27 protein-coding genes are annotated in these 24,216 nt (G+C 66.1%); 13 read left to right on the top strand and 14 right to left on the bottom strand.

Translation table 11 applies throughout. The annotated features are described in order from the left end of the window. The first annotated feature begins 125 nt into the window (after nucleotides 1-125). Nucleotides 126-641 (top strand): hypothetical protein, encoded by a 516-nt coding sequence (locus GC150_08915; GenBank protein ID MBI1385016.1) that lies wholly within the window; start codon nucleotides 126-128, stop codon nucleotides 639-641. A 49-nt stretch (nucleotides 642-690) separates the two neighbouring features. Here the strand turns inward: GC150_08915 and GC150_08920 are convergent, their stop codons facing one another. Further along, the gene (locus GC150_08920) at nucleotides 691-1,452 is read right to left on the bottom strand and encodes an ABC transporter permease (GenBank protein ID MBI1385017.1); all 762 of its coding nucleotides are present in this window, start codon (nucleotides 1,450-1,452) and stop codon (nucleotides 691-693) included. Nucleotides 1,453-1,454: 2 nt separating this feature from the next. Then, nucleotides 1,455-2,381, bottom strand: a complete 927-nt coding sequence (locus GC150_08925; protein ID MBI1385018.1) for an ATP-binding cassette domain-containing protein — start codon at nucleotides 2,379-2,381, stop codon at nucleotides 1,455-1,457. A 174-nt stretch (nucleotides 2,382-2,555) separates the two neighbouring features. On the opposite strand from GC150_08925, the gene GC150_08930 reads away from it, so the two are divergent. Both GC150_08930 and GC150_08935 read left to right on the top strand, forming a co-directional pair. After that, nucleotides 2,556-3,533, top strand: a complete 978-nt coding sequence (locus tag GC150_08930; protein ID MBI1385019.1) for a rubrerythrin family protein — start codon at nucleotides 2,556-2,558, stop codon at nucleotides 3,531-3,533. Then, nucleotides 3,413-3,859, top strand: a complete 447-nt coding sequence (locus GC150_08935; protein MBI1385020.1) for a hypothetical protein — start codon at nucleotides 3,413-3,415, stop codon at nucleotides 3,857-3,859. Before GC150_08930 ends, GC150_08935 begins: the two co-directional genes overlap by 121 nt. A 28-nt stretch (nucleotides 3,860-3,887) precedes the next feature. Here GC150_08935 and glnT read toward each other — a convergent pair whose 3' ends face one another. From glnT to GC150_08965, 6 genes are all read right to left on the bottom strand, one after another. Next, a complete protein-coding gene (glnT, locus tag GC150_08940) occupies nucleotides 3,888-5,195 on the bottom strand; it encodes a type III glutamate--ammonia ligase (protein MBI1385021.1) in 1,308 nt (435 codons plus the stop codon). A 30-nt stretch (nucleotides 5,196-5,225) separates the two neighbouring features. Beyond that, on the bottom strand, nucleotides 5,226-6,539 hold the full coding sequence (locus tag GC150_08945; GenBank protein ID MBI1385022.1) for an FMN-binding glutamate synthase family protein: 1,314 nt from the start codon (nucleotides 6,537-6,539) through the stop codon (nucleotides 5,226-5,228). Further along, entirely contained in the window at nucleotides 6,539-7,222 is a 684-nt protein-coding gene (locus tag GC150_08950; protein ID MBI1385023.1) for a protein glxC, read from the bottom strand. Before GC150_08950 ends, GC150_08945 begins: the two co-directional genes overlap by 1 nt. Next, nucleotides 7,219-8,127: a hypothetical protein gene (locus GC150_08955; GenBank protein MBI1385024.1), complete on the bottom strand. Its 909-nt coding sequence runs from the start codon at nucleotides 8,125-8,127 to the stop codon at nucleotides 7,219-7,221. Before GC150_08955 ends, GC150_08950 begins: the two co-directional genes overlap by 4 nt. A gap of 129 nt (nucleotides 8,128-8,256) precedes the next feature. Further along, entirely contained in the window at nucleotides 8,257-8,841 is a 585-nt protein-coding gene (locus tag GC150_08960) for a helix-turn-helix domain-containing protein (protein MBI1385025.1), read from the bottom strand. A 51-nt stretch (nucleotides 8,842-8,892) separates the two neighbouring features. After that, a complete protein-coding gene (locus GC150_08965) occupies nucleotides 8,893-9,603 on the bottom strand; it encodes an SDR family NAD(P)-dependent oxidoreductase (GenBank protein MBI1385026.1) in 711 nt (236 codons plus the stop codon). A 190-nt stretch (nucleotides 9,604-9,793) separates the two neighbouring features. Between GC150_08965 and GC150_08970 the strand changes: the two genes are divergently transcribed. The 10 genes from GC150_08970 (at nucleotide 9,794) to GC150_09015 (ending at nucleotide 20,371) form a co-directional block, all read left to right on the top strand. Beyond that, on the top strand, nucleotides 9,794-10,951 hold the full coding sequence (locus GC150_08970; protein MBI1385027.1) for a M24 family metallopeptidase: 1,158 nt from the start codon (nucleotides 9,794-9,796) through the stop codon (nucleotides 10,949-10,951). A 6-nt stretch (nucleotides 10,952-10,957) separates the two neighbouring features. Beyond that, complete coding sequence (locus GC150_08975) at nucleotides 10,958-11,731, top strand: hypothetical protein (GenBank protein MBI1385028.1); 774 nt, start codon at nucleotides 10,958-10,960, stop codon at nucleotides 11,729-11,731. 101 nt (nucleotides 11,732-11,832) lie between these two features. After that, entirely contained in the window at nucleotides 11,833-12,489 is a 657-nt protein-coding gene (locus tag GC150_08980; GenBank protein MBI1385029.1) for a hypothetical protein, read from the top strand. Further along, the gene (locus GC150_08985; GenBank protein ID MBI1385030.1) at nucleotides 12,486-13,481 is read left to right on the top strand and encodes a hypothetical protein; all 996 of its coding nucleotides are present in this window, start codon (nucleotides 12,486-12,488) and stop codon (nucleotides 13,479-13,481) included. Before GC150_08980 ends, GC150_08985 begins: the two co-directional genes overlap by 4 nt. 73 nt (nucleotides 13,482-13,554) lie before the next feature. Then, the gene (locus tag GC150_08990; protein ID MBI1385031.1) at nucleotides 13,555-13,800 is read left to right on the top strand and encodes a hypothetical protein; all 246 of its coding nucleotides are present in this window, start codon (nucleotides 13,555-13,557) and stop codon (nucleotides 13,798-13,800) included. 157 nt (nucleotides 13,801-13,957) lie between these two features. Beyond that, entirely contained in the window at nucleotides 13,958-14,239 is a 282-nt protein-coding gene (locus GC150_08995) for a hypothetical protein (GenBank protein ID MBI1385032.1), read from the top strand. 109 nt (nucleotides 14,240-14,348) lie between these two features. Beyond that, nucleotides 14,349-17,900 (top strand): hypothetical protein, encoded by a 3,552-nt coding sequence (locus GC150_09000; GenBank protein ID MBI1385033.1) that lies wholly within the window; start codon nucleotides 14,349-14,351, stop codon nucleotides 17,898-17,900. 42 nt (nucleotides 17,901-17,942) lie between these two features. Further along, a complete protein-coding gene (locus tag GC150_09005; protein ID MBI1385034.1) occupies nucleotides 17,943-19,160 on the top strand; it encodes a hypothetical protein in 1,218 nt (405 codons plus the stop codon). A gap of 66 nt (nucleotides 19,161-19,226) precedes the next feature. Further along, nucleotides 19,227-20,027 carry a 23S rRNA (adenine(2030)-N(6))-methyltransferase RlmJ gene (rlmJ, locus tag GC150_09010; protein ID MBI1385035.1) on the top strand — a complete coding sequence of 267 codons (801 nt, stop codon included), beginning with the start codon at nucleotides 19,227-19,229 and terminating at the stop codon, nucleotides 20,025-20,027. A 125-nt stretch (nucleotides 20,028-20,152) separates the two neighbouring features. Then, a complete protein-coding gene (locus tag GC150_09015; protein MBI1385036.1) occupies nucleotides 20,153-20,371 on the top strand; it encodes a hypothetical protein in 219 nt (72 codons plus the stop codon). Between the two features lie 34 nt (nucleotides 20,372-20,405). Here GC150_09015 and GC150_09020 read toward each other — a convergent pair whose 3' ends face one another. From GC150_09020 to GC150_09045, 6 genes are all read right to left on the bottom strand, one after another. After that, nucleotides 20,406-20,741, bottom strand: coding sequence for a hypothetical protein (locus GC150_09020; GenBank protein MBI1385037.1), 336 nt, complete (start codon nucleotides 20,739-20,741; stop codon nucleotides 20,406-20,408). Between the two features lie 145 nt (nucleotides 20,742-20,886). Further along, on the bottom strand, nucleotides 20,887-22,077 hold the full coding sequence (locus GC150_09025; protein MBI1385038.1) for an NADH-quinone oxidoreductase subunit D: 1,191 nt from the start codon (nucleotides 22,075-22,077) through the stop codon (nucleotides 20,887-20,889). A gap of 5 nt (nucleotides 22,078-22,082) precedes the next feature. Continuing rightward, nucleotides 22,083-22,511, bottom strand: a complete 429-nt coding sequence (locus GC150_09030; GenBank protein MBI1385039.1) for a GFA family protein — start codon at nucleotides 22,509-22,511, stop codon at nucleotides 22,083-22,085. Nucleotides 22,512-22,519: 8 nt separating this feature from the next. After that, the gene (locus GC150_09035) at nucleotides 22,520-22,969 is read right to left on the bottom strand and encodes a thioesterase (GenBank protein ID MBI1385040.1); all 450 of its coding nucleotides are present in this window, start codon (nucleotides 22,967-22,969) and stop codon (nucleotides 22,520-22,522) included. Between the two features lie 21 nt (nucleotides 22,970-22,990). Beyond that, nucleotides 22,991-23,593 carry an NADH-quinone oxidoreductase subunit C gene (locus GC150_09040; GenBank protein MBI1385041.1) on the bottom strand — a complete coding sequence of 201 codons (603 nt, stop codon included), beginning with the start codon at nucleotides 23,591-23,593 and terminating at the stop codon, nucleotides 22,991-22,993. Between the two features lie 53 nt (nucleotides 23,594-23,646). After that, nucleotides 23,647-24,150 carry an NADH-quinone oxidoreductase subunit B gene (locus tag GC150_09045; GenBank protein MBI1385042.1) on the bottom strand — a complete coding sequence of 168 codons (504 nt, stop codon included), beginning with the start codon at nucleotides 24,148-24,150 and terminating at the stop codon, nucleotides 23,647-23,649. Nucleotides 24,151-24,216 lie beyond the last annotated feature (66 nt).

The following is a 24,216-nucleotide window of genomic DNA, read 5'->3' on the forward strand; positions in this document are numbered from 1 at the left end:
CAGCAACCGTCGGACCGACCGCACCAATCGACCGCGCCCCTTCGCCATCACGACGTTGCCACTGGACAATGCGTGACCGGCTCGGGACTGTCTCCAGAGCAACACAGCCCGTAGAGGACACCCGCATGATGCGATCCACAGCATTGCCTGCCCGCCGGGCCCGCCCCCGCCAACTCACCCGCTCGATGCTGACGGCTGCATCGGCTGTCGCGTTCACGCTCCTATCGGGCGCCGGTCCAGCCGCGGCGGTCGACGAGGGGCTCACCTGCTCGGACGCCAGCAGCGGATTCTTCTATGAAGGCGGGCAGCTCTTTCTGCGCGATCCTGCCAACCCGGCCAAGGTGGCCAAGCTCGCAAGCAAGCAACTCTCCTCGACGGTTGTCGCCCGCGATAGCGAGACCTGCGTGACCCGGAACGGCAAGCGCTTCCAGAGCCAATCGACGCTGAGCGTCACGGTCATCGAGTTCGATTCGCCCTGGGGCGACGGCAAGTTGCAGGTCCACTTCCTCTGCGACGCGTTCTCGAGCGACTTTCCGGTCGACGAGAGTGCCGAAGTGACGTGCTCCAAGCGCACGCTGCGCGCCGAGCGGATCGACAACGTGACCCTCAAGGCCGAGCAGCGCGACGAGGCGGGTCAATAGGGGGGGGGGTGAACGGAGCCCCGGTTTCAGCCGCCCCGTGGCTGCTCGATCAGCGCTTCAAACGGTAGCCCGTCGCGAAGATCCAGGCGATCACCGCGAGGCAGACGCCCATGGAGGCGAACGTCATGGCTAGACTGACCGTGAAATCGACGTCCGCCACCTCCGTGAAGCTCCAGCGAAAGCCGCTGATGAGATAGACCACCGGATTGAAGTAGCTGACCGTTTGCCAGAACGGCGGCAGCATCGAGATCGAATAGAAGGTGCCGCCGAGGAACGCGAGCGGGATGATGACCAGGAGCGGCACGATCTGCAGTTGCTCGAAGCCGTCCGCCCAGATGCCGATGATGAAACCGAGCAGCGAGAACGTCACCGCCGTCAGCACGAGGAAGACCAGCATCAGCAGCGGGTGCTTGATCTCGAGCGGCACGATCAGCGCCGATGTCGCCAGGATCACGAGACCGACGATGACGGACTTGGTCGCCGCCGCTCCGACATAGCCCGCAACGATCTCGACCGCCGAGACCGGCGCCGAAAGAACTTCGTAGATGGTGCCGGTGAAGCGCGGGAAGTAGATGCCGAATGCGGCGTTCGAAACGCTCTGCGTCAGCAGCGAGAACATGATGAGGCCCGGCACGATGAAGGCGCCGTAGGCGACCCCGTCGATCGCCTCGATCCGCGAGCCGATCGCCGCCCCGAAGACGACGAAGTAGAGCGCCGTCGAGAGCACGGGCGAAACGAGACTCTGGAACACCGTACGCCGCGCCCGCGCCATCTCGAAGCGATAGATCGCCCAGACCGCCTCGCCATTGATGGTCATCGTGCCTCCTTGACCAGGCTGACGAAGATCTCTTCGAGCGAGCTTTGCCGCGTCGCGAGGTCCCGAAAGGCGATGCCCGCTCCATCGAGCGCGTTGAGGAGGCGCCGGATGCCCGTTCGCTCCCCGCTGGTGTCGTACGTGTAGGTGATCTCGAGGCCGTCCCCGGAGAGTTCGAGGCCATAGTCGGCCAATTCCGCCGGTAGTCCGGAAGCCCGCTCGGCGAGGTGCACGATCAGCTGCTTCTTGCCGAGTTTGCGCATCAGGCTCGCCTTTTCCTCGACCAGCACCAGTTCGCCCCGGTTGATGATGCCGATGCGGTCTGCCATCTCCTCGGCCTCGTCGATGTAGTGGGTCGTCAGGATGATGGTGACGCCGGCGGCTCTGAGGCCACGCACCAGTTCCCACATGTCCTTGCGCAACTCGACGTCGACACCTGCCGTCGGCTCGTCGAGAAACAGGATCTCCGGCTCGTGCGCGAGCGCCTTGGCGATCAGCACTCGCCGCTTCATGCCGCCCGAGAGCGTTCGGATCACCTGGTCGCGCTTGTCCCACAGGGTGAGCTGGCGCAGCACCTTCTCGATGTGTGCCGGGTTGCTCGGTTTGCCGAAGAGGCCCCGTGTGAAGCTCACCGTGCTCCAGACCGTCTCGAAGGCGTCCGTCGTCAGCTCCTGCGGCACGAGCCCGATCAGAGCGCGCGTCTTTCGGAAATCCGTGATGATGTCGTGGCCCGCGACCGTCACTCGGCCGCCGGTCGGGCTGACGATACCGCAAACAATGCTGATGAGCGTGGTCTTGCCGGCCCCGTTCGGCCCGAGCAGCGCCAGGATCTCGCCCTTCTCGATGGTGAGGTCCACGCCTTTGAGGGCTTGGAACCCGTTGGCGTAGGACTTCGACAATCCCTCGATCTCGATGACCGCCGCCATGCTTCGCCCCCGACCCCGGGCACCGATCACCCGGGCCGGCTCACTAGCACGCGGAAGGTCCCCGTGCGAGCCCGCCGCAATCCCAATTGAACCGATCCCGGGGTTGCGACGTTCCCCGATTGCCGCTAGGCGAGATTGGATTCAGTCAAAACTGACGCCAGGAAGAGCCCCCCGATGATCCCCGGCCTGCTCAACCGTCGCCGCTTCTCCGACCTCACCGAGCAGGAGATCGTCGCCCTAGCGATCTCTTCCGAGGAGGACGACGCGCGCATCTATCGCATGTACGCCGAACGGCTGCGCCAGGACTACCCGGCCTCGACCGCCATGTTCGAGGCGATGGCCGAGGAGGAGGACGAGCACCGCCACCGCCTCATCGAGTTGCACAAGCGGCGCTTCGGCAACACCATTCCGCTGATCCGGCGCGAGCACGTGGCGGGCTTCTACTCACGCCGCCCCGTTTGGCTCGTCGAGAACCTCGGCCTCGAGCGCATCCGCGAGGAAGCCTCGATGATGGAGCGCGACGCCGCGCGCTTCTATGAGTCCGCGGCCAAGCGCACCAGCGACGCCGACACCCGCAAGCTGCTCGGCGACCTCGCCGCCATCGAGGCGATGCACCAGGAGCGGGCCGAGGAACTCGAATCCGACCTCCTCGGCGACGGCAAGCGCAGCGAAGAGGACATGGTGGCCCACCGCCAGTTCGTCCTCACGTACGTGCAGCCGGGTCTCGCCGGCCTGATGGATGGCTCGGTCTCGACCCTCGCCCCGATCTTCGCCGCCGCGTTCGCGACCGGCGACACCTGGCAGACTTTCCTCGTCGGCCTCGCCGCCTCGATCGGCGCCGGCATCTCGATGGGCATGACGGAGGCCCTTTCGGACGACGGCGAGATTTCCGGTCGCGGCTCGCCGGTCAAACGCGGCCTCGCCTGCGGCATCATGACCGCCGTCGGCGGCCTCGGCCACGCCCTGCCCTACCTCATCCCCGACTTCTGGACGGCGACCACCATCGCCTTTGCCATCGTCTTCGTGGAACTTTGGGCGATCGCCTGGATCCAGAACCGCTACATGGAGACGCCGTTCGTGCGCGCCGTCTTCCAGATCGTCATCGGCGGCGCGCTGGTGTTGGCGGCCGGCATCCTCATCGGCGGCGCTTAGCGGGCGGGCTGGAGAACGGGATCGGCAGGGCACGCGCCGTCACCGTCGCGCCGCGCCTCGAAGTCAACGACGCCATTGCCGCGCTCGCCGCCGCCGAGGCCGGGGAGGGAATCACTCAGGCCCTCTCCTACATGGTCGCCGCGATGCTGAAGGAGGGCACCCTCGTCACGGTCCTCGACGCGATCATGCCGCCGGCCGTACCCGTGCACCTGGTGCACGGGCAGGATCGCCTGATGGCGCCGAGGCTGCGCGCTTTTCTCGACTTCGCAACACCCCGCCTTGCCCGCGCCCTGGAATTGCTTTCCGTTCCCCGCGCCACGTGGTGACCGGGGCCCTGGCGCTCGGCTCGTCTCGTCAGCAATCGAGCGTGCGATCGCGCTCCCAGGTCGTCATGTGGCGGGTGAAATCATTCCACTCCGCCGTCTTGAGCTTGACATAGGCATCCATCAGCTCGCCGCCGAGCCGGGCGCGGATCGCGCCATTGCCCGACAGTTCGCGAATGGCATCCAGCAGGTTGAGCGGCAGCTTCTTGGCGCCCTCCACCTTGTGGCCCTCGGTGTACATGTTGATGTCGAGGCGCTTGCCGGGATCGCGCGCATTCTCGATCCCGTCCATGCCGGCGGCCATCAGCGCGGCGGGCATCAGGTAGGGGTTGGCCGCCCCGTCGGGCAGACGGAACTCGATGCGCCCGGCATCGGGGATGCGCACCATGTGGGTACGGTTGTTGCCGCCGTAGGTGACGGTGTTCGGCGACCAGGTGGCACCCGAGGTCGTTGCCGGCGCGTTGATGCGCTTGTAGGAATTGACCGTCGGGTTGGTGATGGCGCACATCGCCGTCGCGTTCGCGACCAGCCCGCCGAGGAAATTGTAGCCGAGCTTGGAGACGCCGAGTTCGCCGGCGGAATCGGAAAAGAGGTTGGTCTTTCCATCCGCCGACCAGACGCTGACATGCGCATGGCAGCCGTTGCCGGTGAGATTGGAAAAGGGCTTCGGCATGAACGTCGCCCTGAGCCCGTGCTTTTCCGCGATCGTCTTCGTCATGTACTTGAAGAAGGCGTGTCGATCGGCGGTCACGAGCGCATCGGCGAAATCCCAGTTCATCTCGAACTGGCCGTTCGCATCCTCGTGGTCGTTCTGATAGGGCCCCCATCCCAGCTCGAGCATGGCATCGCAGATTTCCGTGATGACATCGTAGCGGCGCATGAGGGCGGCGACGTCGTAGCAGGGCTTGGTCTGCGTGTCCGCGCCGTCGGCAAGGGCGTTGCCGTCCGACGAGATGAGGAAATATTCGCACTCGACGCCGTGCTTGAGGCGGTAACCCTTCGCCTCCGCCTCGCGCAGGACGCGCTTCAGCGTGTTACGCGGCCCGTGCTCCACTTCCTTGCCATCCATGTGGAGGTCGGCGGCGAGCCAGCCGACGTTTTTCTTCCATGGCAGCTGAATGAGGCTTGCGGGATCCGGCACCGCGAACATGTCGGAGTTGGCCGGCGTCATGTCGAGCCAGGTCGCAAAGCCGGCAAAGCCCGCCCCGTCCCGCTGCATACCCTTGATGGCCGAGGCCGGCACGAGCTTGGCCCGCATCACGCCGAACAGGTCGACGAAGGAGATGAGGAAGTATTCTATGCCCTTCTCGCGGGCCGCCTGCGCCAAGTCCACCGTCATCCTCGACCTCCCTGTTTTTCGCCCCGTGGGCTATTTTCCCGGTATCCAGCGCGTGCCGGCGAGCGGAACCTCGGCCATCGCCGCCGCCTCGACGGTGAGCGCCGCGAGATCCTCCGGCTCGAGGTTGTGCACGTGGCTCTTGCCGCAGGCACGCGCGATCGTCTGCGCCTCGAGTGTCAGCACCTTCAGATAGTTCGCAACGCGCCGCCCGGCCATCACCGGATCGAGCCGCGCTTCGAGTTCGGGGTTCTGCGTTGCCACCCCGACCGGGCATCGCCCGGTGTGGCAGTGCGCGCACTTGCCAGGCTCGGTCCCGAGCGCCTCGTAGTCCTCGAGGTAGAGCGGGCGATTGCAGTTGAGCGCGATCATGGCGGCCGAGCCGATCGAGACGGCGTCCGCGCCGAGCGCCAGTGCCTTGGCGACGTCGGCGCCCGAGCGGATGCCGCCCGAGACGATGAGCTGCACCGTGCGGTGCATGTCGAGCTCCTGGAGCGCGCGCACCGCCTCGCGCACCGCCGGCAGCGTCGGAATGCCGACATGCTCGATGAAGACGTCCTGCGTCGCCGCCGTGCCGCCTTGCATGCCGTCGACAACCACGACGTCGGCGCCGGCCTTGACCGCGAGCGCCGTGTCGTAATAGGGCCGCGCCGCGCCGACCTTGACGTAGATCGGCTTTTCCCAGTCCGTGATCTCGCGCAACTCCTGGATTTTGATCTCGAGGTCGTCCGGTCCCGTCCAGTCGGGATGCCGGCAGGCCGAGCGCTGGTCGATGCCGACCGGCAGTGTGCGCATGCCGGCGACACGCTCGGTGATCTTCTGGCCGAGCAGCATGCCCCCGCCACCGGGTTTGGCCCCCTGGCCGACGACCACCTCGATGGCGTCGGCGCGCCGAAGGTCGTCCGGGTTCATGCCGTACCGCGATGGCAGCACCTGGTAGACGAGGAGCTTGGAATGCGAACGCTCCTCGTTCGTCATGCCACCGTCGCCGGTCGTCGTCGAGGTGCCGGCCGCCGTCGCTCCGCGCCCGAGCGCCTCCTTGGCGTTCGCCCCGAGCGCTCCGAAGCTCATGCCGGCGATGGTGACGGGGATTTTGAGTTCGATCGGCTTCTTCGCGTACCGCGCACCGAGCACGACATTCGTTCCGCACGCTTCCCGGTAGCCCTCGAGCGGATAGCGCGAGACCGAGGCGCCGAGGAAAACGAGGTCGTCGAAGGAGGGGACATGGCGCCGCGCGCCGAGCCCACGGATATCGTAGACACCGGTATCGGCCGCCCGCTGGATCTCCGCGATCACCGCATCCGGAAAGGCGGCGAACCCCTGGCGTCTGCGCCGGTCCTGAGCCATCAGCCGTTCCCCGCGTTGTCGATCTTGAAATTGTACAGACGGCGCGCCGAGCCATAGCGCTTGAATTGCCCCGGATCGGCGGCGAGGCCCGCGCGCGTCAGCAGTTCGGCGAGGGCGGCGAGGTGCGCCGCGTCCATCGGCTTTTCCTCGCAATCGGCGCCGAGGCTCTCGACCTTGCCGCGCACGTAGATTTCCGCCTCGTAGATGGAATCCCCGAGGTCCGCGCCCGCGTCCCCGAGCACGACGAGCCGGCCGGCCTGCGCCATGAAGCCCGACATGTGCCCGACGTCGCCGCCAACGACGATGTCGACCCCCTTCATCGAGATGCCGCAGCGCGCCGAAGCCGAGCCTTCGACGACGACGAGCCCCCCGTGCCCCGAGGCCGCGAGCGACTGGCTCGCATCGCCCCTGACGCGCACGAGGCCGGACATGATGTTCTCCGCGCAGCCCGTGCCGACGTTCCCGTCCACGATCACCGTCGCGTGCTTGTTCATACCGGCGCAATAATACCCCGCATGCCCCGCCACCGTCACTTCGAGCGGCGCATCGAGCCCGCAGGCGAGCGCATGGGCGCCGCCTGGATGGCGCACCAGGAACGCTCCCTCCCCCGCCGCATGGAGCGCCGCGTTGAGTTCACGAACAGTCTGACGCGAGAGGTCGAATTCGGCATTTCGCAGTGTCATGCAACCGACCTCCCGGCCTGCGTCCAGGCATAGATGCGGGCGGGTTTCGGCTCCCAGATTTCCGCGTTCTCGACCCCCGGCAATCGCGCGATGGCGCGGAACTCCGACGACATCGCAACCCATTCGTCGGTCTCGGCGATCACCGCCGGCTTGCAGGCGATGGGATCGCGCACCACGGCGAAACCGTCCCGCGTTCCGATGGCGAAGGTATAAAATCCGTCGAGATCGTCGAGCGCATGGCGGATGGCGCCTTCGAGGCTGTCACCCTCGCGCATGCGCCATGCGAGATAGCCAGCGGCCACCTCCGTGTCGTTCTCGGTCTGGAAACTCTCCCCGCGCTTCCTGAGGTTTTCGCGCAGGCGGTTGTGGTTCGACAGCGAGCCGTTGTGCACGAGGCAGGTGTCCTCGCCCGTCGCATAAGGGTGGGAGCCGGTGATCGTCACGGCCGATTCCGTCGCCATGCGGGTGTGGGCGATGGCGTGGCTGCCCGAGCGCTCGCCGAGCCGGAAGCGATCGATGATGTGGTCGGGTCGCCCGACCCCCTTGTAGAGTTCGATCGAACGCCCGACCGAGAGCACCGTGACGCCCGGCGCCGTCTCGATGATCCGCCGGCGTGCCTTGGCCCCGTCACCGTCGGTGTAGAAGATCGCATGATCGTCGATCACCTGTGTTTCGACCTCGGCACCGAGATGGCGCTCGAGATCGGCGTCGATCGCCTTCCAGTCCGTCCCCCCGTCCATCGAGACGCAGGTGATCTTGGTGCGCTCGCCCGGCGCGTCGTAGACCGCGAACCCTGCCGAATCCGGTCCCCGGTCGACCATCTCGCGAAGCATCAACGCCGTCAGCCGCCCGAGTTCGCCCTCGAGCGCCTTCGACTTGAGGAAGAGGCCGACGATGCCGCACATGGCTGGCTCCCGTTCGTTGCAGATCGGGCGCCAGCCTCGCCGAGGCGCTGGCTGCATGTCAAGAAAATTAGTTCACTCCGAGTGAACTTCTCGCGCATCCCGCCCGCCGCCATGGCAGCCGCATCCCATTCACTCGGCCGGCGTCACGATGACCGAGAGGTAGACCGCCGGCAGCTTCCTGAGTTCGAGCGGCCCGTGCAGCGCCTCGGCATCGAAAAAGAGACTGTCGCCCGGCTTCAGCAGATAGCTTTCCGTGCCGTGACGATAGGTCACCTCGCCCTTCAGCATGTAGATGAACTCGACGCCCTTGTGCTGGAAAATCGGGTAGGCATCGGAGCGCCCGTCGAGCGTGATGAGGAACGGCTCGACCTGGGTTGCGCTTCGCAGACTGTGGCCGAGCAGCTGGTAGAGATGCCCCTTCGAGGAACCACGCCGCTCGATGGCGAGGCCCTGGCCGGCTTTGACATAGGTGGCGTCGCGCTTTTCGTCGAACCGCGCAAAGAACGTCGCGATCGGTACGTTGAGCGCGCTCGCCAGGCCCTGCAGCGTCGAGAGGGACGGCGAGGCTTGGCCGTTCTCGATCTTGGAGAGCATGCCGACGGAAATGCCGGCCGCCTTGGCCAGATCGGCGAGCGTCACGCCCAGTGCCTGGCGCGTCGCACGCACCTCGGCCCCGACCGCCACCTCGAGGGCGTTGTCGCGCTCGCCGCTCACGCGAGGCCCTCTTGGCCGAGAATGCGCGCGGCTGGTCGCGCTCGCACCATGTCAGAACGTCTCCGTCCAGGGCCGGAGCGCGATCTCGCTGGTCCAGGCCGTGCGGGGCTGGCGGATGAGCGCCAGATAGGTCTCGGCGATGGCATCGGGATCGAGCAGGCTGTCGGGGCGATCTCCCGGCGCCTGTCTCGTCGCGCTCGCGATCACACCGTCGATGTTGATCCAGGCAACGTGGATGCCCTTGGGTTGCAGCTCGCGGGCCATCGACTGGGCGAGCCCGCGCTCGGCGAATTTGCCCATCGCAAAGGGAGCGGACTGCGCGAAGCCCTTTTCGCCGGCCGAGGCGCCGGTGAAGAGAATGGTGCCGCGAACACCGCCGACGGGCTCTTGCCCGAGCATCCGCCGCGCCGCCAGCCGGCCCATCAGGAACGCGCCGAAGGCCGTGACCTCGAGCGCCTGTCGCACCGCTTCGGGCTCGAGTTCCGCGATCGACCCGCGCACCCGCATCGAGGGATTGTAGACGGCGACATCGAGCCGGCCGTCGATCGCCGAAAAGAGCGCATCCATATCATCCGGCCGCGCTGCATCGCACGTCTCGCGACGGGCCCCGGTCTCGGCCGCGAGCCCGGCGAGCTTGTCCGTATCGCGCGCCGCGAGCGTCACCCCGTAGCCGGCCCGCGCCAGCAGCCGGGCGAGCGAGGCCGACAATCCGGAACCAGCCCCCACGATGAGCGCACCGCCAGCCCTGCCAACTTCGACCATCACCGGACACTCCCTGCCGGACGAGCAGCCTTTCGCTGCACGCGTTGGTCGGGCTATACCACAACCCACCAGAAAGGCATGAGCCCGATGCACCGGAGGTCGGCCTGCCCTGCAAGACGTCCGCTTGCCATCGACCGATGGACGAGGGCAACCTCGCCCCCGCTATCCCCCTGCCACCAAGGACCGCCAGATGCTGCAAGAGGCCCGCCTGCGCACTGAGGAATTGCAGCGCCGCCTGCGTGACGAGGGCATCGAGGTCGCTCTCATCACCGACCAGAGTTCGATCGCCTACTATGCCGGCTTCTGGGGATACCTCTCCGTCGAGTTCGGCCGCCCGACATTCCTCGTCGTTCGCCCCGATACCGCCCCGACCGTCGTCACGCCGCTCATGGAAAGCGAGATGGTGGGCGCGATGACCTGGGTGGACGATATCCGCCCCTGGACGGATGCCGGCAGCGACCGCTGGGAGAATGTGCTCTCCGCCCTGCTCGGGCCGCGCCTTGCCGCCATCGGCATCGAGCGACCGCACCTACCCGCCATCGTGCGCAACTGGCTGGACGATCAACTCCCCGCCACCCGGCTTCGCGACGTCTCGGGGCTCATCGGCACGATGCGGATGATCAAGTCGCCGTCCGAGATCGAGGTGATGCGTCAGGCCGGCCGCATCGCCGGCGCCATGATGGCCGCCGCCGAGGGCGCGCTGGCCGAGGGCGCCCCGGAGTACGAGGCCGCCCTCGCCGTCATGAACGCCGGAACCCGCGCCGCCGCCGGCTTCCTCACCGCCCGTGGCTGGGAGGCATTCGTCTCTCCCGTGATCCACAACTTGCAGATCATGCAGTCCGGCCGCGACACCTCGATGGTTCACCGCCGCGCCAGCGTGAAACGGCTCGAGCGCGGCGACCCAGTCTATTTCTGTTTCTGTAACATGGCCGAGTTCAAGCAATACAAACTCGGGTTCGACCGCATGTTCTTCGTCGGTGAGGTGAGCGACGAGGCGGGCCGCGTGCAGGAGGCCGCCATCGCCGCCCAGCAGGCGGCCATCGCCGCGATCCGGCCGGGCGTACGCGCTGAAGAAATCGCCGAGGCGGCCAACGAGGTCTACCGCGCGCGCGGCTACGAAACCGGTTACCGCACAGGCCGCTCGATCGGCATGGCCCATCTCGAGGCGCCGGAGCTCAAGGCCGGCGACCGCACCATCCTGCGGCCCGGCATGACCTTCGCCGTCGACGGCGGCATCAGCGTCGATGGCCGACTCGGCGGGCGCATCGGCGATTCCATCGTCGTGACGGAGACCGGCGCCGACTACCTCACCGACTATCCTCGCAAGCTCATCGTCGTGGGGAGCTGAAGCAGCGTGCGCGCGGCCATTTTGCAATGCGATGCCACCGGTCTCGCAACGTCCGAACGACTCTCCCTCCTCGAGACATCCGTAAGGCAGGCCGAGAGCGACCTCGTGGTCTGTCCAGAATTGTATATGTCGGGCTACGCGGTGGGGGACGACATCGCCCGCCGCGCCGAGCCTGCCGACGGGCCCTTCGCCAAGGCCGTCGCTGCGATCGCACGCCGTACCTCGACGGCGATCCTCTATGGCTATCCCGAGCGCTGCGGCGACATCATCTACAATTCCGCCTTGCTCGTTTCTGGCGAAGGGCGCCCGCTCGCGAACCACCGAAAGCTCGCCATTCCACCTGGCTTCGAACGGCGCTGGTTCGCGACCGGCGAGAGCCCCACCCTGGTGGAACTCGGCGGCCTGCGGCTCGGCATCCTCGTGTGCTACGATGCCGAATTCCCCGAACCCGCGCGCACCCTCGCCCTTGCCGGCGCCGATGCCATCCTCGTGCCGACCGCCCTTTCGGCGCAATGGGACATCGTCGCCCGAAAGGTGATACCGACGCGCGCCTTCGAAAACGGCGTCTACATCGTCTACGCCAACCACGCCGGACGGGAGGGCGAGATCAACTACCTCGGCGCGAGCTGCATCGTCGCCCCGGACGGCGCCGACCTCGCCCGCGCAGGTCGATCGGGCGAGATCATCCGTGCCACACTCTCGCGCGAAACCGTCGCCACAGCACAAACCCGGCTGCCCTATCTCGCGGACCGGGCCAAGGTGCTGCACGCGATCGACTGATCGGGTCGTTGCCGGCGCGTTACCCGCGTTGGGGGTCCCCGCTCACCAACTTGACACGAGTTTGCCCTCGCGCCTAAGCACGCCCCATGAGTTCACGAGAGATGGCCCTGGATGTGACTCTGCGCGGCACCCGGAACTACGTTCAGGGCTCGCAGATCCTCGGGCGCACCGCCGCCTGGCTGGCCAGCCGGCCGGATGGCCACCACCTGACGCTGACCACCGCCAAGTTCACCCGCATCACCGATCGCCTCGTCGCCGCGCGGCTGCTGGACGTAGGCGCCGAACCTGGCGCACCGGAGCCGGACCAGATCGGCGAGGCGCGTTTTGCCGCCGAGCCTCAGGAGCCGGCGCGCATCGTCCAATTCCTCGAGGGCACCACCACCGCCCCCCGCATCGCCGACGAGCCCTCACGCCTGTTGCGTTTCGAGGAGACCGCCCGCCTTTCCGGATCGGCCGACTACCGCATCACGAACGCGATGCAATCCTATCTCGCGGCAACCATCGAATTCGTGAAATGGCTGCACGCTCGCGCCGCCGCCGACGTCACGGACATCTGGTTCACCTCGCTCGCATCCGCGCGGCTCGCCGTCGCACCGGACTATGCCGCAACCGCGACGATGACGGTAACCCTGGAATTCGAGCGCCCCCATGCCGGCCGGCTGCTGACGCTCTGCCGCGTCGAATCCTCGGACCGCGCGCTCTCTCCGTTCAACATCGGTTTTTCCTGCAAGGTGGCCGAGGGAGCCTCGCGCTCATGAAGATCCGCGCCATTGCTTCAGCCGTGCCGGAGCACCGCTACAGCGCCGAAGAGATCGGCGAATGGGTGGGCGAGGGCGCGGCCTTCATCCGCGACAAGGTGGGGGTCGCCGAGCGCGCTTTCCTCGGCCCCGACGAGACCGGTGTCGGCCTCGCGCGCGCCGCCGTCGAGCGGCTGCTCGCGGCAACCGGCGTCGGGCTCGGCGAGGTCGACCTCCTCGTCTTCGTCACCCAGACGCCCGACCACGGCATCCCGCAGAATTCTTCGCTGCTGCTCGCCGCCCTCGACGCGCCCAAGTCCATCGCTTCGTTCGACATTTCCCTCGGCTGCTCGGGCTATCCCTATGCCCTCGTCACGGCCAAGGGGTTCCTTGCCGCGCAAGGGGCCGAGCGAGCGATCGTCGTCACGTGCGATCCCTATTCGCGCATCATGAACCGGACCGACAAATCGACGGTCGCGGTCTTCGGTGACGCGGCGACCGCGACGCTGCTCGATTCGAGCGGCACGGGCGAGATCGGCCGCGGCGACTTCGGCACGGACGGTACCGAGGCGAACAATCTGATCGTGCGACGCGGGCGCGGCGCGAGCCCGTTCGCCTCGATCCACCACCCCTTCCCGACCTTGGACGCCGACGCGGCGGCGCAATACTACCTGACGATGAACGGACGCGGAGTCTTCAACTTCGTCATGAGCGAGGTGCCGGGAAGCCTCGCGCGCGCCCTCGAACTCAGCCGACTTACGATGGACGAGATCGACCTCTTCGCCATCCATCAGGGCAGCCTATACATGCTCGAGCAGCTCGCCCGCTCAGTGGGCATCCCGCGCGAGAAGCTGCTGGTGAACCTCGGGCGCTACGGCAACACGGTCTCGTCGTCGATTCCTCTTTTGCTCGAGGACGCCATGGCCATGCCCGGCGGCCTCGCTGGAAAGCGCGTGTTGATCTCGGGGTTCGGCGTCGGACTTTCCTGGGGGAGCTTGGTCCTCTCGCATTGACTCGCCCCAACCGGTATGAAACCAAGGCCGAGCGGTTGAACGCACAACCTCAGCCTACGAACGGGAGAGGCCAGTGACCAGAGACGAGGCCATCGGGCACATCCGTGCGGCACTCAAAGAGGTTCTGTCGAAGGACCTCGGGCAATTGTCGGAGGCAACGCACCTCCTTCAGGACAACGTCCTCGACAGCCTCGATACGATGAATTTCCTCTTCAAGCTCGAAAAGCGCATCGGCAAGAAGCTCGATGTGATCGACGAGAGTTTCACGGACTTTCGGATCGGCGTCATCGCCGATCTCATCCTGAGCGAGGCCGCCTGACCATCGCGCTGCGAGCCGCGCGGGCGAATGGCGCGAGCATGCGGATCGGGTCGCCCGCAAGTTTCGCCCGCCCGGGCACGATCGCGCAACGGGAGGGCTGCGTGGTAGCCGCGGACGTCGTCGCAGTCCGGTCGCACGCCACAACCGGGACGCCAGCATGAGCGTGAGATCGATCGACAGGTTGTCCTCCCTCGCCAGCAAGGCTGCCGCGGGCGCGAGATTGGGAGCGGACAAATCGCTCCGCGCGGCGCGTGGCATCGCCGGTACGGCCGCGAGACAGACGCGCGATCGACTTGCCGCGACGTCGCGACCGACCTGGAACGTAACAGGGCGCGAACTCGGCTGGTCGTTCCTCACCGCCGCGGCCCTCTGGATGATCGTCTTCTTCTATCTCGCCAACAACCAGGGACTGCAGGTCTTCCGCTACGTCGGGTTCTGAGGCCACGGGCGACGGGCCGGCCCACCGCTCGCGCCACGGCCTCGTTTGGGGCACTCGCGCGCGCACGCCCCGAAGCCGCCCGCCCCCACATGCCGCAGGCACTCGATCGATGCGATTCATCTTCTATACGGCGCTCTTTTTCGCTCTCCAGGGCGTTGGCCTCGTCGCCTTCCAGGATCAAATCCTCGGTGCCTTCGGGCGCAACTGGCCGGCCTCCTGGCAGTCAGGTGTGCAGCGTGATGCCCTGCTCGGCGCCCAGCGCATCGCCGAGGCCAATCGCGAAGGCAAGCCCAAGACGTTCATCGTCGGCCCGTCCAGCGCGCCGCCCTTCTTCGAGGCTGCCAAGACCCTGCCCCCTGAAATCAGCGAGCACGTCGTCTCGCTCTATTCGGGCTCGCAGGTGCTGCACGACGCGATCCGCCTCATGGAGGCGATGGAAGTGCCTGGCTCGACCGTGGTCGTCATCGTCACGCCCCACAAGTTCGCCAACATGTGGTACGATCGTTCGATGGTCGAAACCCATTACATCAATGGGATGGCCGGAAAATACATGCTCCCGAGCCCGACCTTCGACCGGCTCTGGGAGGAATTCCGGGCCGGCAACGATGTCAACTCGATGGTCTGGACGCAGAAGCACTGGCGGCTCTTCCAGCCCCTGATGCCCTACGCCTATTACCTCAACGACATGGTCGACCAGAACGTCAGGCGCCCGATCCGCCGGCTGAAGCAGTCCCTCAAACCCCGCCCGCCCAGAAAGCCCGCCGGCACCGCCTCGTTGCTCTTCGATACGGCCTGGGCCGCCGATGCGCCGGCCACCGCAATGCCCGCCTCGATCGCTCCGATCGCCTCACAGCACCCCACCTTCGGCGGCAATGCCAGCGCTGGAGAACGTGGTCCCACCGCCGCGACGCGCATGGCCCAGGCCACGGCCCGCAACGAACCGATGGCGAGCGAATACGGCGGCCACATCTCGGTGCGCAAGCTCAAGGAATTCCGCGACTGGCGCGATTTCTCCAAGACGCAGTTCGAGCAGTCGGTGCGCGAGAGCTTCGCCGTCCTCGAAATCCTCGTCGAGATCGCCAACGCACGTGGCCTCAGACTGGTGCTCGCCGAAGCCCCCTTCCCCGACGTCGAGGAGGCCGAGCTGCTGCCGCTGATGCCGGAATACGGCCCGCTGTTCGAGGCGTTCGCCGCCCGCCATCCGCAGGTCCGCGTGGTGCGCTTCGATCCGGCGGTTCTCGAGAACGATCAGAAGTATTTTTCCGACTACGTCCACCTCAACAAGGATGGAAAAGAATTCTACAGGAGCTATCTCCGCTCTCCCTTTCGCAATCCGGAATGCCGCGACCAATTCGAAGTGATCCATCTCCCGCCGGCGGGCGCGGGCGCGCCGCCCGCGATCGACTGGAACGGTGCGGACATCGTCCACGTCCACGAGGGTGATTTCATCCGCCGCGACCTCATCGGCAAGGGCGCCCGCGTCGCGTTCGCGGACCGGGCGGCGGTCGGGCGCGCGATTTCTCTATCCGGCCTCGGCGTCGAGGTTCGCCCCTTCGTCGACACCTTGCGCACAGACCCCGAGCCAGCCCCCCTCACCTGGGACGAAGCACGCAAGGCCTACGATCTCGAGATCGCCGGCGCCTCGCACATGTCGCTGTCGTTCAACACCGAGGCGAACGTCAATTTCTATCTCCGCGCTCAGTGGTGGACGACCGGCCCGACGGGAGAGACATATTCGAACCGCCGCCAGTATTCCCATTTCGCCACGCCCTTCGGCTGGGCGTTCCAGAAGCCGGACCTCGCGAGCATTGCGGCGGCGACGTGCGTCAAGCACCCCTATATCGCGCCGGGTCACGCCTGGACACGCTCGCAGAATTGGTCCCTGCCCTTCGATGTCGACAGGATGGAACTCGCCGCCCGCGAGTTCCCGCGTGACTTCGAGGTGCGCCTCGTGCGCGAGGCCCGCCGGTACCTCAGCATGCCGGATCTCGGCGAGACCACCGGTGGCGACGCGCTTCTACTGGCGATGCCGGCCATCGACAGTGGCGCCGTGAAGGACAAGATCGCCAACTACGGCGTCGAACTGACGATTTCAGAAGTCGTGGCGGTCCGCTTTGCGGACGGCAGTCACACGCCGCGCGAGCTGGCGCCTGGAAAGCGGCGGCGGATCGGCGTACAGGCCCCGCAGTCGCTCGCCCTTCGCCGCACCGACGGCAGCGAGCGCGTCCTCTTCCTCGACGGCATCGACCTCGTCGACATTGCCCTCGACGGCGAGAATAAAGAGGCCCGGCTGTCGGCCTATCTCTACCACGCCGACGAGCATGCGATCTCCGGCTACGACCTCACCCCGGCCCGTGTGAAGGTCGAGGGTGAACTCATGCATTTCGAGCGCACCTACCGAAATCTCGCCATCACGGATTTCGTTCCGGCAGGCGAGATCGGCATTCGAGCGGCTGAGTCGTCCGAGAGCGAAACGAGCCTCGCGTTCCGCGTCTGGCAACCGAACGCGAACCTGTCGACCTTCATCTTCGTCGAGCACGCCGATTACCAGGACACCGCCAGCGATCACCTCCTCATGTATGGCAACCCCGACCGCAAGGTGGTCGAGGGAGAAGGCGTTCTCGGCAATCGCATCCCCTATACCAAGACCGTCTTCACCGGCGGCAGCCCGCTGACGTTCCGCACCGCCATGGTGCAGGACACGCCGATCGAATTGACCCAACCGACCATAACGACCGATCCGATCTTTTCGGCCGACCTTCAAGCCTACCACGACAGTGGTCTGGTCGAAATCGCCGCGCATCAGGCGGGCACAACACCCTATGCGAACGAGCATCTCGCGACGAACCGCTCGCTTGCCGTTCTGCGCGAGCGGTTCGGCAATCGCGTCTGGACCGATCACGGCGGCATCCCTTCGAACATTTCTTTCAACGGCTGGGATCGGCGACAGACACAGTACTTCGTCATCGATGCGTTCCGCGAGGCAGGCATCGACTATGCCTGGCCGGTGGGCGATCGGCTCCCCGTCTGTCGATCCGAGGCAACGAAAAAACCTCCGCAAGAGCTCTGCAGCATCAGTCAGCTCCCTCAGAACGAAGCTTCCTCCGTGCTCTACAGCGTACCGATGTTGATGGATGGCGAGCGCCTGGACATGCGCCCCAAGTTCTTCCGCAACATCGCCATGGTACTCCCCGACGCCACGATCCGCGATCCGCTGGTCGAGCCGCTGCTCTCGCGCTTGGTCGACGAGCGTGGTGCAACGCTCCTCCATTTTTATCCCGGGCGTCTCGCCATCGAATACGACATCGTCGATGGCAAGCGCGTGGCGCGCCTGCGGCCATACTGGAACGAGGGCCTTGCGCGGCTCGCGCGCTATCGCGACGCCGGGCTCGTGCATGTCGCCAAGGTCTCCGACTGGCTCGACTACGTGGATGGCATGCGCGCCGTGCGCATCCTCGAGAGCAGCGCCGAGGGCTTGACGGTCGACAACCCGGGCAAGCCGATCGCCGGTGCCTCGTTCGCGGTGATGAATATCGTCGGGGACGATCCGGGCGCCTGCGAGGTGCGGTATTTCGCCGCCGACATCGCGACCGGCAGGACCGTCATCGGTGCGGACAAGATCGCACGCAAGCTCGCCTGCGGAACCTCTCCGACCTTGTAGGAAGACGCGCGCGAACGCTGCGCCAGCGCGATTGGGGGATCGATGTTCGACTTTCCGGGGGTGACGGACCTCGCCCGCAGGATGACCGAGGACTTCGGCGTCGTCCCCTACATGGTCGCGCTCTTTGCCGTCCTCGCGGCGATCGAGCTGTTCCGCCGCGCACCGCTGGCGGTTGCTGCAAAGCAGCTCATCCTCATCGCCGCGTCAGCGGGCCTCATCGGCTACCTCGACTGGCGCTCGCTCCTCATCATGACCATCCTGGCGACGGCCACTTATATCGCCAGCCGGCTCGATCTCGAATTCCGCAAGTACATCATCACCGTCACCGCCATCGGCATCCTCGGCCTCATCCTCGTCAAGAACGTGCTCGCCTCCTGGCAGCCGCAGCCGATCGTTCTGATGGGCCTCTCCTACTACGTGTTCCGCCTCCTGTCGGTGGTCATCGAGATCGGGCGCAAGAACCCGGACTACCTTCACCTCAAGGCGCTGCCGTTCTTCTCCTACGTCTATTTCTTCCCGATCTTCTTTGCCGGCCCCGTCCAGAAATATGCCGATTTCCGTCCCGTCGAGGTGCCGGACGGGCTCGCCATGCGCACCTACGGGCTGATGGCGTTGATCATCCTCATCAAGCTCTCGCTGGTCGACTACCTGCTGCTCCAGGCGGTGATCGCGCCGATGCGCACCGACCTCGTGCCGGTCGTCCTGCAGTGGCCCGCGCCCGAGCGGATCGGTTTTTTCTTCACGCACGGCGTCGTCAGCTTCGCCTACCACTACCTCGATTTCATGATCTACACCGAGATCGCCAAGGGCGTCGGCCGCCTGCTCGGCTATCACGTCGTCGACAACTTCAACTATCCCTACCTCGCCACCAGCATCGCCGACTTCTGGCGCCGCTGGCACATGTCGCTGACCGGCTTCACGCGCGACTATGTCTTCATGCCGGTCATGGTACGCTCTCGCCGCGTTTGGCTCGCCATGATGCTGACCATGCTGGTCATCGGCCTCTGGCACACCAGCAACCTCAACTGGCTGGCCTGGGCGCTCCTGCACGGCGGCGCGCTGGTCGCCTACGACCACTTCCGCCGCTCGCGCGTCCACGGGGCGATGACGGCGAGCGCCTGGAGGCAACGGGTGACGCGGGTCCTCGGCTGGGCGACGGTCATCCTCTTCGTCGGCGGCGTCAACAACCTCATCACCTTCGCCCCGAAGTACGACGTTGCCTGGACCTTCCTTCGCCAGGCGTTGTTCGGCATCGAGTGAACCGGCGGCGGACCGCGTTCGCCCTGCCCCCCTTTCGCGAGCGCCCCGGGACGGCTATCGAGGCGCATGCTCTCCTATCAGCACGCCTATCACGCGGGCGCACCCGCCGACGTCCACAAGCACCTCGTGCTGCTGCTGGTTCTCGCGCGCCTGACCGTCAAGGCCCGTCCCATCACCTACATGGAAACGCACGCCGGCCGGGGCCTCTACGACCTCGCCTCGCCCGAGGCGAGAAAGACGGGGGAGGCGAATGCTGGTATCGCCCGGCTGCGCCGTGAGCGACCGCCGTTCGCTGCCCCCCTCCTCGCCATGGCCGGCAACGGGGAAAGCTATCCGGGCTCTCCGCTCATCGCGGCCCGCAGCCTGAGACCGGACGATCGCCTCCATCTCATGGAACTCCATCCCCGCGAACATGCCGCCCTTGCCGCCCTGATGCGCGGTGATGCGCGGGTCGCCGTCCACCGACGCGATGGCTACGAGGGCGTCCTCGCCATCAGCCCGCCCCGTCCCAATCGCGGGCTCGTCCTCATCGATCCGAGCTACGAGATCAAGAGCGAGTATGCGAACCTGCCCGCCTTCCTTGCCCGCCTCGCCCGGCGCTGGCTCGAGGCCGTTCTGGTGGTCTGGTACCCGATGCTGGCTGCGGGTCTGCACGAGCCGATGACCGCGGCGATCGTAAGCGATGCTCTCGATCGGACCGGCACGGCGCCATGGCAGCATGAATTGAGGCTCGCCCCGCCCAGGGATGGGCACAGAGGACTGCTCGGCTCCGGCATGCTGGTGATTTCGCCACCCTGGGGCTTTGCCGAGTCCACCGCACCAGTAATGCACGAACTCGCCGATTTTTTTTCGACTTCGGCGGCCTGATTCCTGCGGCGGCACGGCGCTTTACGACCGCTTAACCGCCTTCGACAACTGCCGTCGATTTCCCGTCCCGGAGCAACCTATCGTTTCCATTACGGGGACGGACACGAACAAGGAAAGCAATTGAGATGGTTGCTGTCGCCTCGAACGCCGTATTCACCCCTGCCAGCTCCCACCTTCTGACGAAGGTCCCTGGAGCCGCCGCCGCCAACCCGAGGCCGGCCGGCAGCGAACCCCAAAGGGCCTACGTCGTCTGGCACGATTGGTCGGCGGGACGCGCCGAGGAGCGCCGCATCGGCGGCCTGCCGCGTCTTTCGCGTACCGTCGGGCTTCAGCGCTGCTTTTGAGCGTCGCTGCTCGTTTCGGGGGCGTGACCCCGACTCAGCCCTTGCGACAAGGCCGCGCCTCGACCCGGCACTTCCAGGCGCCGGAAAAGACGGTGCACTCCGCCCGCTGGCTGGCCGCGATGCGGAAGTTGCCCCACTGATCGCCATATTCGGCCGCCGTGAACGACTGCCAGGATTGGACCGCCTGGACGAGTGCGATCTTCTTGTCCGGCGTGACGCCGCTGGAGCCATCGTGGAAGTGGCCGGTCATGCAAATCCGGCCCTTGCCCTCGGGAGACTGGTCGTGGAGCCAGTCGAGAGCCATTGCGGACGAACCACCGAGCATGAGAAAACCGCCGAGGATGGCGGGCAGAACGCAACGCGTGAACATTACCAGCACCCAGATACTGCACTATGGATGCTGCGGATGCTCCATCATCAGGGTTGATCGACGGTAAACGCGCGCCCCTCCCCGGCACGCGGGAGCCGGCATCCCCCCGGAACCACGCCAGCCCCGTCTATGCCCCGACCGCAGTTCAGCGATCGACCTCACCGAACACGATGTCGAGCGAACCGAGGATGGCCGAAACGTCGGCGAGCAGGTGACCGCGATTGAGGAAGTCCATCGCCTGGAGGTGAGCGAAGCCCGGCGCGCGGATCTTGCAGCGGTAGGGCTTGTTCGAGCCGTCGGAGACGAGGTAGACGCCGAACTCTCCCTTCGGCGCCTCGACCGCTGCATAAACTTCCCCGGCCGGCACGCGGTAGCCCTCGGTATAGAGCTTGAAGTGGTGGATGAGCGCCTCCATCGAGGTTTTCATCTCCGCGCGCTTTGGCGGCACGACCTTCTGGTCGGTAGCGACATGCGGCCCCCGCCCCTTGTCGGAAAGCAAAAGGTCGCAGCACTGCTCCATGATCCGGACGCTTTCACGCATCTCCACCATGCGGATAAGATAGCGATCGTAGCAGTCGCCGTTCTTGCCGATCGGAATGTCGAAATCGAGATCGGCGTAGCACTCGTAGGGCTGCGACTTGCGCAGGTCCCAGGCCGCCCCCGAGCCACGCACCATGACGCCGGAAAATCCCCACTTGAGGCAATCCTCGAGGGAAACGACGCCGATGTCGACGTTGCGCTGCTTGAAGATGCGGTTGTCGGTGAGCAACCCTTCGATGTCATCGAGCACCTTGGGATGGTGCTCGCAGAACTTGGCGATATCCTCGACGAGCGCGTCCGGCAGGTCCTGGTGCACGCCGCCGGCACGGAAATAGGCAGCATGCATGCGGCTGCCCGAGGCGCGCTCGTAAAAGACCATGAGCTTTTCGCGCTCGTCGAACCCCCAGACCGGGGGCGTCAGGGCACCGACGTCCATGGCCTGCGTCGTCACGTTGAGAATATGCGAGAGGAGGCGGCCGATCTCGCAGAAGAGCACGCGGATGAGCTGGCCGCGATAGGGCACCTCGATCCCCGCGAGACGCTCGATCGCGAGGCAGAATGCATGTTCCTGATTCATCGGCGCGACGTAGTCGAGGCGATCGAAGTAGGGGATCGCCTGCAGATACGTCTTGGCCTCGATCAGCTTTTCCGTCCCTCGATGGAGGAGACCGATGTGTGGGTCGACACGCTCGACCACTTCACCGTCGAGTTCCAGCACGAGCCGGAGAACACCGTGGGCCGCAGGGTGCTGCGGACCGAAATTGATGTTGAAGTTGCGGATTTCGGTCTCTGGCATAGCTCTCACTCTTTCCCGACGGAGCCGGACACCATGGCGACGAAATCGGCCTCGGTCAGCTTCCTGGTCTCGTTCGCGAAGGCATAGGCGTCCGGCTTGCGGTCGATGAAAATCTCCATCGTGAATGCGAGCCCGGACACATCGTCGATCGCACCGTAGCTGACACCGTAGTAGTCGAATGCCGGCGCCACGGAAAAAAGGTGGCTGCCGCACGTGCGGCAGAAGTGGCGCTCGGCCCACTCGGACGACTTGTAGGTGGCGACGTTGTCCGCTCCTTCGACAGCGGGCGCGGCGAGAGCACGCACCGTGAGCGCCGGCCCCCCGCCCCAGCGCCGGCACATGCCGCAGTGGCAGGCATCGAAGTGCGGCTCGGCCGGCGCGAACGTGAACCGCACCGCGCCGCAGAGGCATTTGCCGGTCAGTTCCTTCGCGATCGCATCGCTCATGATCCGCTCCTTGCAAGGGGCGCAACGCCCGCTGCCGCGGCCTTCTGATCGACCTTGGCGCGGAACCGCTCCCACGGCACCACCATGCGCTGGTGCGTGCCCTCGCCGATCGCATCGAGACCGTCGTGCGCCGCAACCCGGAACGTCAGCCGCCGGCCCTCGACGGCCGTGCAGGTCGCGGTCACCGTCACGGTCTGGCCCGGCAATGTGGCCGCCGCATGGGAGACATCGACATGGATGCCGAGCGAGCCTTCACCCTCGTCGAGATGCGGCGCGATCGCCCTGACGGCCGCCCACTCCATGAGGCCGACATGGAACCCGGTCGCAAAGACGCCCGGCATCGTCTGGAATTCCGGCGCCTCGGGATAGAGGTGCGGCACCGTCTTGTTCGCTGGCACGACGAACGTCATCGTATGGCTGATGCCGGGCTTCAAGCTCTCCTTCATCGCCTCGACCCCACCGTTCGCTCAGCCGGCTGCCTTCTCGTCGCCCGGCAGCACATAGTCCGGCCCTTCCCAGGGACTGACGTAGTCGAACGAGCGGAACTCCTGCACGAGCTTGACCGGCTCGTAGACCACCTTCTTGAGTTCGTCGTCGTAGCGCACCTCGACGTAGCCCGTGAGCGGGAAATCCTTGCGCAGCGGATGTCCGCGAAAGCCGTAGTCGGTGAGGATGCGGCGCAGGTCCGGATGGCCAGAAAAGCGGATACCGTAGAGGTCGAAGGCTTCGCGCTCGAACCAGTTGGCCGCCGGGAAGACCTCGACGAGGCTCGGAACCGGTGTCGTCTCGTCGGTCGTCACCTTGATGCGCACCCGCATGTTCTGGTGCAGGCTGAGGAGGTGATAGACGACCTCGAAGCGCTCCGCCCGGCCCGGGTAGTCGACGCCGCAAATATCGATGAGGCACTCGAAGCGCATCCTGAGATCGTCGCGCAGCAGCTTGCAGACCTCGAGAATGCGCGACCGCGTGACACGCACTGTCAGCTCACCGAACGCCAGCTCCTGGCCGAGGATGTGCGCCCCGAGCTTTGCCTCGAGCGTTGCGCCAAGTTCCAGAAGTGCCTCGCTCATACCCGCTCGTCCCTTCCCTGTCGGCCGGCCGTCGGCGTTCAGCCTGCCTGACCTCAGCGCTCGATCGTGCCGGTGCGCCTGATCTTCTTTTGCAGGAGGAGCACGCCGTAAAGCAGCGCCTCCGCAGTCGGCGGGCACCCGGGCACATAGACATCGACCGGTACGATCCGGTCACAGCCGCGCACCACCGAATAGGAATAGTGATAATAGCCGCCGCCGTTCGCGCACGATCCCATGGAGATGACGTAGCGTGGCTCGGGCATCTGGTCGTAGACCTTGCGCAGGGCCGGCGCCATCTTGTTGGTCAGCGTGCCCGCGACGATCATCACGTCCGACTGGCGCGGGCTCGCCCGGGGCGCGAAACCGAAGCGCTCGATGTCCCAGCGCGGCATCGCGGTCTGCATCATCTCGACCGCGCAGCACGCGAGGCCGAACGTCATCCACATCAGCGAGCCCGTGCGTGCCCAGTTGATGAGATCATCCGTCGTCGTCGTGATGAAGCCCTTGTCGGCGAGCTCATCGGAAATCTGGTTGAAATAGAGGTCGCCCGGCCGCACGCCAGCGCCGCGATCCCCTTCGCCCGCCCGGTCCGCGACCCAGCCGCCGCCACCGCCCTGCCGCTC

The sequence above is a fragment of the Hyphomicrobiales bacterium genome (genome assembly GCA_016125495.1).
Classification (GTDB): domain Bacteria; phylum Pseudomonadota; class Alphaproteobacteria; order Rhizobiales; family RI-29; genus RI-29.